This window comes from Streptomyces sp. ALI-76-A (genome assembly GCF_030287445.1).
Taxonomy (GTDB): Bacteria; Actinomycetota; Actinomycetes; order Streptomycetales; family Streptomycetaceae; genus Streptomyces.
Window position 1 is genome coordinate 888,553 of record NZ_JASVWB010000004.1, and the last position, 15,129, is coordinate 903,681.

Annotated in this window: 16 protein-coding genes; 11 read left to right on the top strand and 5 right to left on the bottom strand. The window is 71.6% G+C overall.

The genetic code is table 11. From position 1 onward, the window contains the following. Positions 1-969 precede the first annotated feature (969 nt). From QQS16_RS40010 to QQS16_RS40030, 4 genes are all read right to left on the bottom strand, one after another. Complete coding sequence (locus QQS16_RS40010) at positions 970-1,185, bottom strand: hypothetical protein (protein ID WP_286067552.1); 216 nt, start codon at positions 1,183-1,185, stop codon at positions 970-972. 686 nt (positions 1,186-1,871) lie between these two features. Continuing rightward, complete coding sequence (locus tag QQS16_RS40020) at positions 1,872-2,063, bottom strand: hypothetical protein (RefSeq protein ID WP_286067553.1); 192 nt, start codon at positions 2,061-2,063, stop codon at positions 1,872-1,874. A gap of 118 nt (positions 2,064-2,181) precedes the next feature. Continuing rightward, a complete protein-coding gene (locus tag QQS16_RS40025; protein WP_286067554.1) occupies positions 2,182-2,598 on the bottom strand; it encodes a DUF3224 domain-containing protein in 417 nt (138 codons plus the stop codon). A 535-nt stretch (positions 2,599-3,133) separates the two neighbouring features. Beyond that, the gene (locus tag QQS16_RS40030; protein WP_502963970.1) at positions 3,134-3,469 is read right to left on the bottom strand and encodes a hypothetical protein; all 336 of its coding nucleotides are present in this window, start codon (positions 3,467-3,469) and stop codon (positions 3,134-3,136) included. A 130-nt stretch (positions 3,470-3,599) separates the two neighbouring features. On the opposite strand from QQS16_RS40030, the gene QQS16_RS44130 reads away from it, so the two are divergent. The 3 genes from QQS16_RS44130 (at position 3,600) to QQS16_RS40045 (ending at position 5,066) form a co-directional block, all read left to right on the top strand. Then, on the top strand, positions 3,600-3,908 hold the full coding sequence (locus QQS16_RS44130; RefSeq protein WP_502963994.1) for an immunity protein TriTu family protein: 309 nt from the start codon (positions 3,600-3,602) through the stop codon (positions 3,906-3,908). Positions 3,909-4,055: 147 nt separating this feature from the next. Beyond that, the gene (locus QQS16_RS40040; protein ID WP_286067556.1) at positions 4,056-4,676 is read left to right on the top strand and encodes an SMI1/KNR4 family protein; all 621 of its coding nucleotides are present in this window, start codon (positions 4,056-4,058) and stop codon (positions 4,674-4,676) included. Positions 4,677-4,877: 201 nt separating this feature from the next. Next, a complete protein-coding gene (locus tag QQS16_RS40045; protein WP_286067557.1) occupies positions 4,878-5,066 on the top strand; it encodes a hypothetical protein in 189 nt (62 codons plus the stop codon). Between the two features lie 728 nt (positions 5,067-5,794). Here the strand turns inward: QQS16_RS40045 and QQS16_RS40050 are convergent. Then, entirely contained in the window at positions 5,795-6,994 is a 1,200-nt protein-coding gene (locus QQS16_RS40050) for a YncE family protein (protein ID WP_286067558.1), read from the bottom strand. Between the two features lie 87 nt (positions 6,995-7,081). Here QQS16_RS40050 and QQS16_RS40055 point away from each other — a divergent pair, with 87 nt between their 5' ends. The 8 genes from QQS16_RS40055 to QQS16_RS40090 all read left to right on the top strand — a co-directional run bounded on the left by QQS16_RS40055 (position 7,082) and on the right by QQS16_RS40090 (position 15,124). Next, positions 7,082-8,059 carry an ABC transporter substrate-binding protein gene (locus QQS16_RS40055; protein ID WP_286067559.1) on the top strand — a complete coding sequence of 326 codons (978 nt, stop codon included), beginning with the start codon at positions 7,082-7,084 and terminating at the stop codon, positions 8,057-8,059. Positions 8,060-8,163: 104 nt separating this feature from the next. Then, positions 8,164-9,306, top strand: a complete 1,143-nt coding sequence (locus tag QQS16_RS40060; protein WP_286068143.1) for a FecCD family ABC transporter permease — start codon at positions 8,164-8,166, stop codon at positions 9,304-9,306. Between the two features lie 11 nt (positions 9,307-9,317). After that, positions 9,318-10,310 (top strand): FecCD family ABC transporter permease, encoded by a 993-nt coding sequence (locus QQS16_RS40065; RefSeq protein WP_502963995.1) that lies wholly within the window; start codon positions 9,318-9,320, stop codon positions 10,308-10,310. 20 nt (positions 10,311-10,330) lie between these two features. Further along, positions 10,331-11,152 (top strand): ABC transporter ATP-binding protein, encoded by an 822-nt coding sequence (locus QQS16_RS40070; RefSeq protein WP_286067560.1) that lies wholly within the window; start codon positions 10,331-10,333, stop codon positions 11,150-11,152. Between the two features lie 56 nt (positions 11,153-11,208). Further along, positions 11,209-11,322, top strand: a complete 114-nt coding sequence (gene amiA, locus QQS16_RS40075; protein WP_286067562.1) for a streptamidine family RiPP — start codon at positions 11,209-11,211, stop codon at positions 11,320-11,322. A gap of 93 nt (positions 11,323-11,415) precedes the next feature. Continuing rightward, complete coding sequence (locus QQS16_RS40080; protein WP_286067563.1) at positions 11,416-12,270, top strand: hypothetical protein; 855 nt, start codon at positions 11,416-11,418, stop codon at positions 12,268-12,270. Beyond that, positions 12,267-13,748, top strand: coding sequence for a CocE/NonD family hydrolase (locus tag QQS16_RS40085; protein WP_286067564.1), 1,482 nt, complete (start codon positions 12,267-12,269; stop codon positions 13,746-13,748). The genes QQS16_RS40080 and QQS16_RS40085 overlap by 4 nt, the downstream gene beginning before the upstream one ends. Continuing rightward, entirely contained in the window at positions 13,745-15,124 is a 1,380-nt protein-coding gene (locus tag QQS16_RS40090) for a YcaO-like family protein (protein ID WP_286067565.1), read from the top strand. The genes QQS16_RS40085 and QQS16_RS40090 overlap by 4 nt, the downstream gene beginning before the upstream one ends. The last annotated feature ends 5 nt before the right edge of the window (positions 15,125-15,129 follow it).

Consider the following 15,129-nt stretch of genomic DNA (forward strand, 5'->3'; position numbering starts at 1 on the left):
CTCCGACAGACGGCCACTTTGCGTCACCCGGACCAGTCCTACGGCGACGGCCGGGCGGGAGCTCGTTCGCGGTCATGGTGATGCTCAAAGGGAGGCAGACACCAGCACAGCCACGCGACGAACGACATTGGTCCGCCGACCACGCCGCCCCGTGGCCCCACCGGCCGTCCCGAGCCGACGCGCGCCGTCGGCGCCGGGACGACCGCTCACCCTTCCGACCCCGACCCGACCTGGCGCGGGGGCGCAACTGGAGGGCCCGTTCGGTCGTCTCCCAGGGGCAGGCCGGACGAGCGTGCCCTTCACGGCGAGCATGCATTCCCGTTCCCGTCACGGTTGAACGCCTTGTGGACCGGCAGGCCACCAGAGGGAGGACCTCGGTGTTCACCGCAGTCGTCGCAGTACTCGGCACCCTCGCCGGCTCGCTTCTGACCGAGGTCCTCCAGTGCTACAGCCTGCGGGCCGCCCGTCGTGGCGAGGCCGCGTCTGCCTGCCGCACCGAGGGGTTGAGATTCCGCCTCTCATGACGCCTGTCGGGCTCATGACCGGTCACCCGTCAGCACCTGCACGTGAGGCAGTGAGCCTGCTGTGTCCCAGCCTGCCACGAAGAACTGGACACCTTCCGTCAGCTCCACGCTGACGGGCACGGAAGACCGCACGCCACCTTCGCAGGAGCGCTCCCGCGCTGACCACCGCGACGTGGCTTCATGTCCAACGGACGCGAGATCAGGCCCGCCGCTGCCGGCAGGCCTTCACGGACTCGATACAGACCCACACGCCCATGGTGAGAACGCCGACCAGTACGAGCAAGCCGACAAGGAAAGGGACGATCATGCCGCCAGCATGACAGACGATCACCCCTCGACCTCCAGTGCCCCTACTCCCAGACTGCGGCCGGGCGGGGCCGGGCGGGGCCGGGCGGGGCCGGGCCGGGCCGCGGTCAGGTCGCGGTCAGGTCGCCGCGGTGGGTGGTCAGCCGCCCAGGCCCAGGATGCCGACCCTCAGATCGTTGAGGTTGTCGCATTGCAGCAGGTTGGCATTGGAGGGGAGGCCGACCAGGGCCGGGCCGGCGGAGGCAGCTGACTGTGCGGTGTGGCAGGCGTCGGGCATGCCGGCGCCGCCGCGTTGGTTGAGGGGGCTGCGGGTGGGGAGGCCGGCTTGCTTCGCTGCGGCCCGTTCCAGAAGCAATACCGACGTATGGGTGAGGAGGGACGGCCGCCTGGCAGACCCGGACAGCCGCCCCTTCGCTGAGCTGTGCGTGCCCGCTGTCCGTGGTGTCAGGCGAGGACGTCGCTGGAGTCGTCGGCCAGGGCGATACGAACGGTGAAGCCGCCGGTTCGAGCGCCTACGGATACCACGGGACGCTCCACCTGACTCGCCGCTCCAGGTTGTCGACGGGCCGCCATACGGGCTGCGGGGCCGTCTTGGAGCAGGTCGGTTCAACGGTGTGGCGAGGACGGGTGCCTCGTGCCGGAATCCGGACGGCGCCATGCCACGGGCGGTTGCGTGCAGGGCTTGGATGCGGGTGTCGATGCCGGCCGGGCCTGTGCCGTCCAGGACGAACAGTAACCGGGGAAAGAGTGGGGAGTGCCGGCGCCATTCTTCCTGCGGCGGCTCCTGGCCGAAGGCGGGTCGGCGTCGCCCTGGGGGAGGGGTGGGGAGGTAGGTGTGGAGGCGGGCGTAGGCGCCGATTTTGGCGGCGAGGCGTTCGGGGCCCATGGTGGCCCGGTCGACCTCGACGAGCAGGTCGACGAGGACTGGGTGAGCGATATCAGCCTCGGTGTACACGGTCCGGGCGTGGTCCGGCCGGGGCCTGGGGCGAGCCCGACCGGACCTGCCTCTGACCCCATGCCTTGCCGCCGACGGGAGTCGCCTCAAGCCTCCTCCAGGGCGTCGCCGAACTCGAGCAGTAGTCGGCCATGGTGGCTGTGAGCCAGTTGGTGTCCGACTGCCAGCACCAACGCGACCGGCCATTTGACGATCTCCAGGGTGACCAGTACGCCCAGGCCCGCGAGGAAAGCGAGCTGGTCGGGCGGGGGCAGTTGGAGGCGTACGCCGAAAAACATCCAGATCCACGGCGGTCTGCGCAAGCCTATGCTCGGCTGCCACACGGGCATTCTGCGTGTCGTCCACGTCCGAAGCATCGGGCTGAGCAAGGCGGACGTCCTTCGTGCACTTCGTCTGTCATCGACCCACTTCCCACGTGTAGTCGAACCAGATCCGATGCGTTCCATCAGCCTCGACGGCCATTCCTCCAGCACCGGAGATCCCGGTCAGCTCTCCCGTACCGCTCGTTGGCACGATGGTGAAGAACTCCGCTGTGCGATCACTGCCGAAGGTCGTCGCCGAGTGCACGAAGTTGAAGGCGCCGGCCTGGCCACACAGCGAGCCTTCGAACGACTCCATGGCCACATAGGTGCCCACGCCGGTCGTCTGGTCGAACGCCGCGGTGAACAGGGTCGCCGAGCGACCGGCAACCTCACCCTCGAAGTGCTTCTCCATCGTTGCGACACCCACCGGAAGCCCAGTGGACACAGCCGGTTCCGGCTTCAGTTCGGTCGGGACGAAGGCTTTGACAGTGAACGTTCCTGTAGCTCTCATGGAACGACCGTATCGGTGCGGTCTGACACCGCACTCCCTCTGGGATCCTCGCGCAATGCACGCCACAGCGTCCCGGCGAAGCTGGGCCCGGACTGCGCGAGCCGATTGGGTCTCCGGCGGGTCGTTGCCTGACCCGGTCGGCGACTCCGCTGCCGTACGGTTGCGGGCCGCTGCTCAGCTGCGCGCCCGGCTGTAGAGGCACAGGGGGCACGGAACCTGCTTCTCGAAAGTCAGCAGCGCTGTGACCTGCTGTGGCCGGGATTGTGGTGGGGGTCCTGGCGGCCGTGGCCGGGTCTGCGGAACGCTCCCTGCGCAGGAGCGGTCGGGCGCCTACGAGTGCCGTGGGGTGGCCCAGTCGACTCTCTGGTCCGGGTCGTGGACGGGGCGCCATACGGGCGCTGCGGGCCCGCTGTGGAGGAGGTCGGCCAGCGGCGCGGCGAGGACGGTGACGTCCCGCTGGAAGCCGACCCGCGTCGCTTTCGACGTCTGTTGGGTTCAGTCGGCCCCGCCGCCGCAGGACCGTCGCCGGTGGGGGTCACGCCGGGCCCGGCAGGTCCATGAGCGCGAGTGTGGCCGGGTCGACCACGGCGGTGATCTCGGTGATGCGGCCGTCGGCGACAGTGAAGGCCAGGAGAGAAAGCGGGGTGCCGGCCTCACTCCAGGCGATGACGCCGGGGCGGCCGTTGACAGTCGCCGCATGTCCTCGTGCCGCACTGCCGGCCACCCGCGCGCGGGTGGCGACTTCGGTGGCACCGAGCGTGACGAACGTGCCGTTCGGGGAGTGGACGGTGAACTTCACTTCGGGGTGGAGAACCCGCAGCAGCTGCTCGAACCGGCCGTCGCGGGCCGCAGTCAGGAAGGCTTGGACCACCGTCGAATAGGTTGTCCCGGAAGGTGAAGGCCGCCCCAGTGTCCGGCGAACGCCATCCGTACGATCAAGTTCGACGACTCGTTCGACTGTGACAGCGAGGGGCGTAATGCCGGAGATCGTTCAATGGCTCATGGACTGGCATGCCGCACAAGAACACGAACTCCGCTCTCGCGGGATCAGCACCACGGTGAATCAGCCAGCCCCTGGGGCAACGACCAGAGGGCGTCCGAAGGCAGCGGCCGTGAGCCTCACTCTGGAGTCAGACGAGCGTCTGGGGAAGCTGTTCGTCTGGGAATCGGGAAGCGCCTCACTGCTCTTCATCGACTCCCAGACCGAGTACACCTGGCAAGACCAGCAGGTGATCACCTCGGAGGACGTCATGCCCCGGATCCTGGCTCCGCTCATGCAACTTGTCGAGGGAACTGCTGTACAGGGTTGAAGAACAAGCTCAGTGCCTGTGGCAGGACTCATGATCTGTAACGCTGCGTTGCGGTAAGACGCCGTTTCCTGGGCTGAGCGGGGAGCGAAGAGCTGATATCTGCTGCCGCTTGGTGTCTCGGCCAGGGAACCGGTCATGATGTCTCACATGAATGTCAACGATTCCTGGCAGTGCATCGAGCGCTGGTTGCACGAGAACGCTTCCGCGAGTTATGCCTCGTTGCCACATCCGGCGCACGAACTCACTGTTGAGGCAGCAGAGGATTCATGCGGGCTCGTCTTTCCCAGAGACCTGGTGATCTCGTTACGTCGGCATGACGGCTCGGGAGCCTTCGTCCTGCCGGGCAACTATGTGCTGTTCACTGTGAACGAGATCGTGACAATGTATGCCGAGTGTTGTGCGGCGGAGCCGGGTGTTCCAGAGGAATCACGCTACTGGCGTTCGGTTTGGCTGCCCATTGCAGGCAACGGCGCTGGTAACTATCTATTCCTTGACATGACCCAAGGGCTGGGTCGAGGACGTGTTGGCACACACTGGCACGGTGACGGTGGCGAGCTGGGCTCCGAGCCCTACTTCGCCTCGCTCTCGGCCTTGCTGGATGAAGCAGCGAGGGGACTCTCCGACGGTGCCGCAGAGGACTGGATCACCTACCTTCCCAAGGTGGACGACGACAATTTTCTGGTCTGGGAGGATCCAGATGCTCAGATGGATGAAACCGTCGTGACGTGGAACATGAGCGACTTCCAGCGCAGACCCGACGGTCTGTGACGGCAATCGGTCCCATGTGTACAGTTTCGCCCGGCCGGGAGTTCTGCGGCGTGGGATATGGAGGTGAAGCGTTCGGTGCGCAGGCGAGTGGCCTCGCGCGGGGCGCCGTCCTCATCCACGCGCTGGCGGGGCCGATGGGACCTGCTGTGGCGAGGTGGATTACGGTCGTTCATAGTGTGTGGGGCCTGACCACGTTCCAGTATGAGCGTTGTAGATTTTCTGTTCACCATGCAGAAGAACTCGGAGAGCCTCGGCGAACTGCTGCGGTTGATACGGCGGCCGTCGCCCCCGCGCGAGGTATTGGCCTGGCTCGAGCACCGGATCGACGTGGATGCCGCGTGGGTGGGGCGCGGGTTGGCGGTGCAGGCCGCAACGGCCCCGCGAACATGAGTGAACGACCTCTCTGGCAGAACCTTCCGGCCGGCGGCCGGACCATCAGGTAGGACGTTAGAAGCAGCCGCGCTCGCTGTACCACGGTGCACGCTGACCACATTCGTCCGTCAGCTGTGCACGATGCCCAAGTGCCGGGGACTGCCGGTGGGACGTCGCGGCCGACGGTCCATGACCGTGGGTCCCCCGCCCCCTCGGTGCCGGCGACGCGTTCGGAGTCGCGGCAGCTGGCCCGCGCCCGGGGAGCCGTCCAGGCCGCGTGACCGGGCGCCTCGGTCGACCGCGAGCACGAGGTTGCGCCAAGGGTTGCGCCTATCGGTGCGCTGGATGTTGCGCCATTGCCTCCAGCGGGTTCTTGCCTGGCCCTCCGATGGTGGGCGGCATCGCCGAGCTGACCAGCCTGCCGGTCGCGCTCGACGCTGTCGCGGTGCTCGTGTCGTTGATCGGCCCGTTGACTTGGCGCGGGTACTTCCCGGCGCGGGGAGGTGTCGTCGGCCGAGGAGGCGGCGGTGACCCCAGCCCGGGGCAGCGTGATGCGGCGCACGACGGGCTGAGCCCGCCGCCACGGTTGTGCGGCAAGGCCCAGGCATGCAAGATCACTCCACGACCTCTGCCCGCGGCGCCCGGAGGCGGACCGGTCGCGCCGGCGGAGTGTGGCGCGTGCCGGACGACTGCCTCGCCGGGCGGAGTTGTTCGCGGGCGGGCACCGTGCCGGGCCGAACCCGTCGTCACCGGCCCACCGGATCACCGTCGGCACCGTCGTCGCAGCCGCGCAGGGTCAGGTGCCCACCGTGATGCAGCGGTGTGGTCAGCCGCAGACGGGTCACCTCGTCGCCGGTCCCCGCGTCGACGATGTGCACCTCGCCGTGGCCGCCCCGCGTGACGGCGACCCAGTCAGATCCCGGTGAGGCCGCCACCGCCCGGCGCTGGACGCCCTCCCAGGGGGTGCCACCGAGACGCGGAGCGCCGTCCATGGCCGGCAGGGGAGAGCGGCGGACGGTGGTGTCGGCGCCCAGGAGGACCAGTTCGTCGCCGTCGGGGTGGACGCGGGTGAAGGCGGTGTGGCGGCGGGCAAGGGCCAACCGGAAGACGAGTCCGGGACCGAGGTCCGTGAGCAGCGTACGGCCCGTCTCCAGGTCGTGGTGCCAAGCCTGGTTGGTCCACTCCGGCCAGCACAGCGGGTTCGGGTCACCGCCGCGCAGCGTGGTCCACAACGCCTGCCGCCGGGTGTCGAGCCGGAGGTACCAGCCCCGGGCGGGCGATCCCCACGGGATGACCGTCTCGGCGGTGAGTGCGTCGCCGTTCCGGCGGGCCCGGTGCACTCCCTTGCTCGTGGCCGCGAACACGTGCTCGGAGCCGGGTGCCTGTGCGTCGCCGTGTCCGTCGTCCGGTAGCGGCAGGAGTGCGTGCGGTGTGACCGAGGGACAGCCGGGCGGTGCCGCGAGGAGATCGGCGAACCGGTGGACGGCCAGCGCACCGGGCTCCCGGTGCCGCAGCACGACCAGCGGGTCACTGCCGCCCAGCACCGTCACGCCCGGTTCGCCGACGCGCGTGCGTACCCGCGCGGCCTCTCCGGTGTCCAGGTCGAGGACCGTCAGCAGGTCCGACCAAGGTTCCATGTTCTCGCCCAGGCCGGTGGTGACGGCCAGTCGGCGACCGGACGGGTCGCAGGCGAGGTGCTCGGCGGGCACCGCGACGGGGACCGTGCGCTCGATGAGCTGCTCAGCGAACGGATCGAGCACCAGCAGTTCCCCGCGTCGGTCGTCGACGCAGGCCACCCGCCCTCCCGGCAGTGCCAGGAACCCGGCGTGCTCGGAGAGATGACGGCCCGTGAGGCGTCCCACGACGGCGCCGTCCGGCACGGTCAGCACGTGCACGGATCCGTCCACGTGGTCGGAGACGAACAGAACGGGTGGGGCAGCGGGCATGGGTTCCTCCAGAAAAGGGATCTGGTGAAAACGATTATCATGTATCTTCGGTGCGTTCCCGGCACCTGAGAAGAAGCGAGGGCATCGATGCTGCGCTCACCGTCGAGATTCGTCCGCAGTTGGATCACCGCAGCGGTGGTGGGTTCCGTTCTGGTCGGCTGCGGCTCGTCGTCCGAAGAACCCGTGAGTGACAAGGCCGAGCCGGCGGCGAAGACCGACGTCACCGTCGAACCCATCAAGGCCTCGACGGAGTTGACCGACACCAACGGCGTCAAGGTCTCGCTGAAGAAGGAACCCGAGCGGATCGTCTGCCTGTTCGCGCTCTGCGACGACATCCTGACGGAACTGGGTATCGTCCCGACGGCCACCAACAGCGCGTTGCTCGCCCACCCGGACTTCCTGGGGGAGGAGAAGGCGAAGAAGGTCGACGTCATCCCCGGCGGGTTCATCGCCCCCGAGGTCGAGGCCATCCTGTCCCACAAGCCCGATCTGGTGATCGGTCTGGGGGACACCCACGGCAAGCTCGCCCCCGCGCTCAAGGGCGCCACCACGTTCTGGGCCATGCAGCCCGAGACGTGGCAGGACAGCGTGGGGTACCTGCGCGACACCGCCGCGCTCACCGGGCGCACCGCCGAGGGGGAGAAGGCCGAGAAGACCTTCCGGACCAAGCTCGCCGAGGCCGAGAAGACGCCGAGCGACAAGACCGCTCTCGTCATCTACGGCAGCGACGAGAACTTCGGCGTCGCGACCCCGGAGAGCGACGTGGCCGCCAGCCTGTTCCCCAAGATCGCCGATTACCCGTGGAAGTCCCGGGGCGTGGAGGGCAGTTACAGCCTCGAGGAGATCCTCGCCAGGGATGTCGACGTGCTGTTCGTCGAGACGTTGAGCTTCGGCGACGCGGACGGCAAGCTCTCGGACAAGCTGGCCGAGAACCCCCTCTGGGGCAAGATCCCGGCAGTGAAGAACGGTGACGTCCATGAGGTGAACTCAGAGGTGTGGGCCAAGGGACGGGGCACCCGTTCGCTGGGCATCGTCCTCGACGAGGCCACGGCCGCGCTGCGGTGAGGACGTCCCCCTCGACGCCCGCCGCGGCGAATCGCGCGGCGGCGGGCGGCCAGCGGACGTCGGGCGGCGCACAGCGGTGGCAGCCGATCCTGGTGATCGTCCTGCTGGCCGCCTCCTCGGTCTGCGCGCTCTGCCTCGGCACCCCCTACGTCCCACCGCACCGGCTGGCCGCCGCGGTGCTGGACGGGGACACCACGCTCGCCGGGATCGTCGTCACCGAACTCCGCGTGCCCCGCCTCGTCCTGGCGCTCGTCGCCGGAGCCTGTCTTGGGGCGGCCGGACTGGTGTTGCAGGAGGCGCTGCGCAATGCCCTGGCGGTGCCGGAGATGCTGGGTGTGTCGTCCGGGGCCGCGCTCGGGGTGGCCGCGCCGCTGGTCCTGGCCCTCTCGCTGCCCGCCGCCGTCCAGCCGCTGCTGGCCATCGGCGGCGCCGTGCTCGGCGGCGGGCTCACGCTGCTCGTCGCCGGGCTCGGCCGCAGTCCGTCCGCGGTGCTGCTGACCGGCGCCGCCGTGGCGGCCGCGTTGCAGGCCGCGCTGCTCGTGCTGATGGTCATGGCCGACCAGCTCGACCTCCAGCTGATCTACCGCTATCTGCTCGGCTCCCTCTCCGCCCGCACCTGGGACGACGTGACGGGCCTGTGGCCGTGGCTGCTCATGGCGGTGCCTGCCCTGGTGCTGTGCGCGCCGGTGCTGTCGGTGTTGCGGCTGGGCGACGAGGACGCCGAGGCGCTGGGGGTGCGGGCCCAGCGTGCCCGGCTGGCCGCGCTGGCCATCGCCGTGGTGCTGATCGCCCCGGTGACGGCTGTGTGCGGGCCCGTCGCGTGGGTGGGCTTCCTCGCCCCGCACTTGGCTCGTTGGTTCAACCCGGTGGCGGGGGCGGTGCGTTGGCTTCCGTGGTCCGCCGCCTGGGGCGCCGTCGTCGTGATGGTCGCCGATGTTCCGGCCAGGCTGGCGCTGGCGCCCGTGGAGACACCGGCCGGCGCCTGGACGGCCCTGCTGGGGGTGCCGGCCGGAGTCGCGCTGATGCGGTCGGGTGGCCGTGGCCGGGCGGCCCGGCGGGGACCGGCGGCCCCGGCCGCGGTGCGCGAGCCGGTGCCCGGGCCGCGTAAGGCGCCTCCCGCTGCGGCGGACGACCTGCCGCGCACCGGGGCATCGGACCCCGCTTCCCGGGGCGAACCCGGGAACGGCGGGCCCGGCGGTGTCGGCCCGCCCCCTGCCAGGACGACCGGAACGGAGGATGCGCGGTGACCCGGCGTTTCATGGCGCTCGCGGCGGTGGCTGTCGTGTGCGCCATCGTGGAAATGGTGGCCGGACGCGGGATGTCCCCGGGTGTGGCCTGGCAGGTGCTGAACGGTGGCGGTGATGCGACGGAGCGCCACATCCTGTTCCAACTGCGCCTGCCCAGAACGCTGGTGGCCCTCTGTGCCGGTGCGTGTCTGGCCGTGGCGGGACTGGTCCTTCAGTCGGCCCTGCGTAACCCTCTCGCCGGGCCGGAGGTGACGGGCGTGACCCCGGGAGCGGTTCTCGGCGCCGTCACCGCGACCGCCCTGGGACTCGCCGGGTGGGACTCCCCGCTGGCCGTGGTCCTCGCCGCCTGCGCGGGCGGGTGCACCGGAGCGGCGCTGCTGTGGCTGCTCGCCGGCCGCGGGCGCGGTGATCCCGCGCAGACGGCCGTGCACGGGGTGCTGGTGTCGGCGGTGCTGGGTGGGCTCACCGCCATGGTGCTGCTCGTGGAGCCGGGTGAACTAGGGAGCGTCGTGCAGTGGCTGGTGGGCACCACGGAGGGCCGGGTGTGGCAGCACTGGCACCTGCTGTGGCCGTGGGCCCTCGTCTGGGGGGTCGCCGCCTGGCTGCTGGCCGGACCGTTGACCCTGCTGCGCTGCGGGGACGACATCGCCCTGGCCGTCGGCCTGGCCGCTCGACCGGCTCGGACCCTGGCCCTGCTGTGCGCGGTGGCGCTGACGGCGGGCGCGGTGGCCGCCGTCGGCGCGCTGGGCTTCGTGGGGCTGCTCGTCCCGCACCTGGCCGTGGCCGTCTTCGGCGCGGACCTGCGGGTGAGCCTGCCGGGCGCCGCCCTGACGGGCGCGGTGGTGGTGTGCGGGGCGGACGCGGCGGCGCAGCTGTTCTCGCGGCTGCTGGCGGCGACGCTGGCCTTTGAACGGCTCACGTTGCCGGTCGGGGCGCTCACCGCCTGCCTCGGTGCCGCGTTGCTGCTGGTCGTCGTGCGCCGCACGCCGAGCCGTACGTTCTGACGTCGACTTAAGGACAGAGGATGACCGAGTCCGTGGGGATCCACGTCGAGAGGGTCCACTTCGGCTACCCCGGGCGACCCGTGCTGCGGGGCGTCGACCTGACGGTCCGGCCGGGCGAACTGACCGCCCTGATCGGCCTGAACGGCTGTGGCAAGTCGACCTTGCTGCGGCTGGCCGCCGGGCTGCTGCGGCCCGACGAAGGGCGTGTGCTGCTGGGCGGGGACGACCTCGCCCGGCTGTCCAGGCGCGCCACGGCCCGGAGGGCGGCGCTGTTGCACCAGTCGGCGCCGGCCGTCCCGGGAATGACGGTACGTCACCTCGTCCGTCAGGGGCGGTACGCGGCCCGCGGCCCGCTGGGCATGCTGCGCGAGGGCGACGACCCCGTCGTGCACCGGGCGCTGCGCGATGTGGGGGTGGAGGAGTGGGGCGACCGGGACGTGGACGCCCTGTCCGGGGGCGAGCGGCAACGGGTGCGGCTGGCGATGGCGCTCGCCCAGGACACCCGCGTCCTGCTGCTCGACGAGCCGACCACCTACCTGGACCTGCACCACCAGCTCGACGTGCTGCAGACGGTGGTCCGCCTGCGCGAGGAGCGCGGGCTGACCGTGGTGATGGTGCTGCACGATCTGGCGCACGCCGCCCGGTTCGCCGAACGCATCGTCGCCCTGCGTGACGGCCGGGTGGCGGCCGACGGCGCGCCGAAGGAGGTCGTGACACCGGGGTTGCTTGCGGACGTGCTGAAGGTGGCCGGCCGGGTCGGCCGGGACCCCGAGGGGGGCTGGCCGGTGTGTTACCCAGATCACCCTCTCCCCGCTCTAGAATATGAAAATCAGATTCATTAGATTGGGGCCCGGCGCTCAACCGAACGCCGCATCTCCCTTTCGATGAAGGAGAGTTCATGGACAACGAGCAGGTATTCGCGCCGATTGCCGACCCGGGTCAGCTGGCGCACGCCTCGGCCTCCCACTCCAACGCGCTCGTCGAGAACCCCTTCGAGGACACCGAGGAGTAAGCGAGGGCCTAGCCACCCTCGACCGTGGGCCCGCCCGATGCCTTCCGGGCGGGCCCACTTCCGTCCCCAAGCCGTGTCGTCAGGAGGAACGCCGTGTCCCGCAGCCGACTAGTCCCCGGTGCCGAGATCGTCACCGTGCCCGGGCGGGGGTTCGCCGTCCGTACCCCGGAAGGGGAGTTCTTCAGCGTCAGGACCGGGCACGCGGACCAGGACGCCCTGCTCTCCCTGCTCACGGGCGGGACCACGGCCCCGGTGGAGGAGGAACTCGCGCGCGTGCTGCGGGCGTTCGAGGAGGCCGGCTATCTGTCGGAAGCGCCACCGGACCCGCAGTGGCCCGCCGCCCGCCGGGACATCCGGCTCCTCGGCGACCCGGTACTGACCGAACCGCTCGCCGTGCAACTGGCCGCCCTGGGCGCCCGACCGCGCACGACCGCGGACCGGACCGCCTCCGACAGATCACCGACGGGGATCGAGGATCTGCTCGCCGCGAACCCCGCCGCCGTCGTGTGGTGCCTGGACGGACCCGTGCCGGACGCGCTGTGGGACGCGGCCGACCGGCTGCCCGACCACGGCGTCGCGTGGCTGCGCTGCCACCGTGAGGGCTGGCAGGCGTACGTCGAGCCGGTGGCCGCCGCTCCAGGAGACGTCACCTCGGCGCACATCCGCTCCCGCCGGCTCGCCGCCACACCCGCTCACCGCGAACTGGCCGCGTACTGGAACGGGCCCCGTACCCGCGGCACGCCGGTCCGGCTCACCCCTCCCGCCGCCACGCTGCTCACCGCACTGCTCGCGGACGATCTCCACCGGTGGGCCACCGGCGCCCCCGACACGGCGGGCCTGCCCGCCCGGCGCCGACTGCGACGCGTGGACCTTCGCACCCTGACCGTCACCGAACACCCCGTCCTCCCGGTGCCCGACGTGGCGCCGACGCCGGGGAAGGACGGATGACGGCGTTCAGCACGGCGGTGGGGGAACTCGCCACCGACGTCCGTCTCCCGGCCGGCGACGGCCCCTTCCCGGCCGTCCTGGTACGCACTCCCTACGACCGGACCCGGCAGCGGGCCGAGGCGCGCGGCTGGGCCAGCCGCGGGTTCGCCGCCGTCGTCCAGGACGTACGGGGCCGGTTCGCGTCACCGGGGGAGTGGCACCCGTACGCGAACGAGGCCGCCGACGGAGCGACGACCGTCCGCTGGATCCGGCGGCAGCCGTGGAGCGACGGCCGGCTGGTGGCCCTCGGCGCCTCCTACGCGGCCCACTGCGCTCTCGTCCTCGCCCTCGACGCTCCCGAGGACACACGGCCCGACGCCGTCGTCGCGGCCGTGCCCGCCCTCGGTCCCGCGGAGACGGCACGCGAGGCGTCCGGAGTGGAGCGGCTGCTGTCCCGCGCCGGCTGGTGGGCCGCCCACGGTGACCGACCGGACTCGGACGAGAGTGCGCTGGACAAAGCCCTCGCGGCGGATCCCGCGCTCCTCACCCACCTGCCGCTCACCGGCCTCCCCGAACGGCTGGGCCGCGACCTGCCCTCCTGGGCGGGCCTGTGGCGGCACCGCGACCGCGGCCGCCTCGTCGCGCGGGCGGCACACGCCGCCGTGCCCCTGCTCACGGTGGGCGGCCACCATGACCACTTCACCGAGGAGACCGTCGGCCTGTGGCGCACCTGGGGCGGACCCTCGGCGCGCCTGCTGCTGGGGCCCTGGGGGCACGGTCTCGGATCCGCTCCCGGACCCGACGCCGGCCCGGCCCACCGGGTGAACCTCGGCGAGCTGTACGTGCGCTGGGCCCGGCGCGCCCTGGCCGGCGACCTCGCCCCCGGCCGCCACGGCGCCCAGGCGCTGGGCGGCGCCGACCTGTGGCTGCCCGCCGGCGAGGACGGCGAACCCGGCACCCGACGGTTGCGGCTGCTGCACGGCTCCGCCTTCACCGCCGACCCCGACCGGCCCGTCCGCTCCGACGACCTGACCGTCCCCACCGACGGCCCGCCCGACCGCTGCCTGCTGCTCACCCCACCGCTGCCGCGTCCGCTCGACGTGGTCGGCCCCGTCGGCGTGCGGCTGCGCGCCACCGCCCATGCCCCGTCCGCCGACTGGGCAGCCCGGCTGGTCGCGCTCACGCCGGAAGGGACCGCCGAACGGCTCGCCGTCGGCGTCACCCGGCATGCCGGACCGGCCGGCCGCGGGGCCGCGCTCAGCGTCGACCTGGGCAGACTCGCCCGTCGGCTGCGGGCCGGCACCCGGCTGCGCCTGGAGATCGCCGGACACCACTTCCCGGCCCACGCCCGAAACCCCCACACCGGTGACGACCCGGTGACAGCCGGCCGGCTGCTCGCCTCCCGGCGTGAGGTCGACCCGGACAGCGTGGTGCTGAGGCTGCCCGTGCTCCCGTCCCGTCCCACCCCCATCGACCCCGCCGAGGAGATACTGCGATGACGGCGCTGCCGCTGGAAGCTCTCGTCGACCCCGTGTGCGGCATCGTCCGCACGGTCAAGCCCGTCGAGCACCCCGCGGGTGCCCCGCCCCGCTACACGGCGCTCACCGCCGAGATGTCCGACGCCCGCAGACTCGGACTGTGGCCCGCCGACCGGGTCTCCCTCGGCACGACCTTCGGCGACCCGGAGCAAGCCCGCGTCGCCGCGATAGCCGAGGGGATAGAGCGGTACTGCGGCAACCGCGTGCCGCCGCCCGGCCATCCGGACGCCCCCGTGCGCGCCACCGCCGCCGAACTGGCGGACAAGGGCCTGCGGCTGTACGGCCCGGAGGACCTGCCCGCGTACGCCGACTGGCAGTACGCCCGGGAGAAGTTCCCCTACCGCCCCCTCACTCCCGACACCCCGGCCCTGTGGACGCGCGGCACCGAGCGGCTGCCCGGCGGGCGGACGACGGAGGTCTGGGCACCTGTCGCGCTGACCCACCTCAACTGGCGCCAGGGCGCACTGCGCGAACTGCCCCGCACCCACCACCTCAACTACGCGGGGATCGCGACCGGGCAGGGCCTCGACGACGCCGTCGAGCGCGGCCTGCTGGAGATCGTCGAACGCGACGCCCTGGAACTGTGGTGGCATCTGGACGGCCCGGCCCGCGGCATCGACCCGGCGAGCGTGCCCGGCCTCGCCGACGACCTGGCCGGCTCCGCGCTCGACGTCCACATCGTCGAGATGCACTCGGAATTCGCCCCCTGCATGGCCGCGCTCGTCCACGACCCGCGCCTCGGCCTGTACGCCGCCGGGTTCGCCTGCAAGTACGACCCGGCCGAAGCCGCCCGCAAGGCCGTCCTGGAAGCCGTCCACACCTGGGTCTTCACCCAGGGCCTGACCGGCCCCGACGGCTGGGTCTTCCAGGCCGTCGAAGCCGGACTCCTCGCCCGCGGGCTGTACCTGGACCACCGCGCCGACGGCCGCTATCTCGACGCGTGCGGCGAGCATTTCGAGCACGTACGGGACCTGGGCGCGCACGTACAGGTGTGGCTGGACGAGCGGATGGCGGCCGAGGCCAGGCGGTTCACCGCGCCCGCGCTCGGAACCGTGTCCGTCGACGCGGTCCGGCCCGGAAGCCGGGAAAGGCTGGAGAACGCGCTGCACGCGGGCGGCCACCGTGTCATGACCTTCGACGTCACCACCGAGGACGTGGCCGAGACGGCCCTGCGCGTCGCCCGGGTCCTCGTCTCCGGACTCCTGCCCAACGCCCCCGCCGCCTTCGGCTACTTCGGCTGCCCGCGCCTCGCCGAGGCCGCCGTGGCCCGAGGATGGCGCACCACCCCGCCGAGCGCGCCGGGGGACTTCACCCTGGCTCCTCCGCCGCACATGTGAGGGCC

Bases quoted from the DNA above. Each gene is read 5' to 3' on its own strand.
- QQS16_RS40090 (WP_286067565.1), top strand. From the start codon at position 13,745: ATGACGGCGCTGCCGCTGGAAGCTCTCGTCGACCCCGTGTGCGGCATC.
- QQS16_RS40045 (WP_286067557.1), top strand. From the start codon at position 4,878: ATGAGCGTTGTAGATTTTCTGTTCACCATGCAGAAGAACTCGGAGAGC.
- amiA (WP_286067562.1), top strand. From the start codon at position 11,209: ATGGACAACGAGCAGGTATTCGCGCCGATTGCCGACCCGGGTCAGCTG.
- QQS16_RS40070 (WP_286067560.1), top strand. From the start codon at position 10,331: ATGACCGAGTCCGTGGGGATCCACGTCGAGAGGGTCCACTTCGGCTAC.
- QQS16_RS40055 (WP_286067559.1), top strand. From the start codon at position 7,082: ATGCTGCGCTCACCGTCGAGATTCGTCCGCAGTTGGATCACCGCAGCG.
- QQS16_RS40085 (WP_286067564.1), top strand. From the start codon at position 12,267: ATGACGGCGTTCAGCACGGCGGTGGGGGAACTCGCCACCGACGTCCGT.
- QQS16_RS44130 (WP_502963994.1), top strand. From the start codon at position 3,600: ATGGACTGGCATGCCGCACAAGAACACGAACTCCGCTCTCGCGGGATC.
- QQS16_RS40020 (WP_286067553.1), bottom strand. From the start codon at position 2,063: ATGTTTTTCGGCGTACGCCTCCAACTGCCCCCGCCCGACCAGCTCGCT.
- QQS16_RS40025 (WP_286067554.1), bottom strand. From the start codon at position 2,598: ATGAGAGCTACAGGAACGTTCACTGTCAAAGCCTTCGTCCCGACCGAA.
- QQS16_RS40040 (WP_286067556.1), top strand. From the start codon at position 4,056: ATGAATGTCAACGATTCCTGGCAGTGCATCGAGCGCTGGTTGCACGAG.
- QQS16_RS40065 (WP_502963995.1), top strand. From the start codon at position 9,318: ATGGCGCTCGCGGCGGTGGCTGTCGTGTGCGCCATCGTGGAAATGGTG.
- QQS16_RS40050 (WP_286067558.1), bottom strand. From the start codon at position 6,994: ATGCCCGCTGCCCCACCCGTTCTGTTCGTCTCCGACCACGTGGACGGA.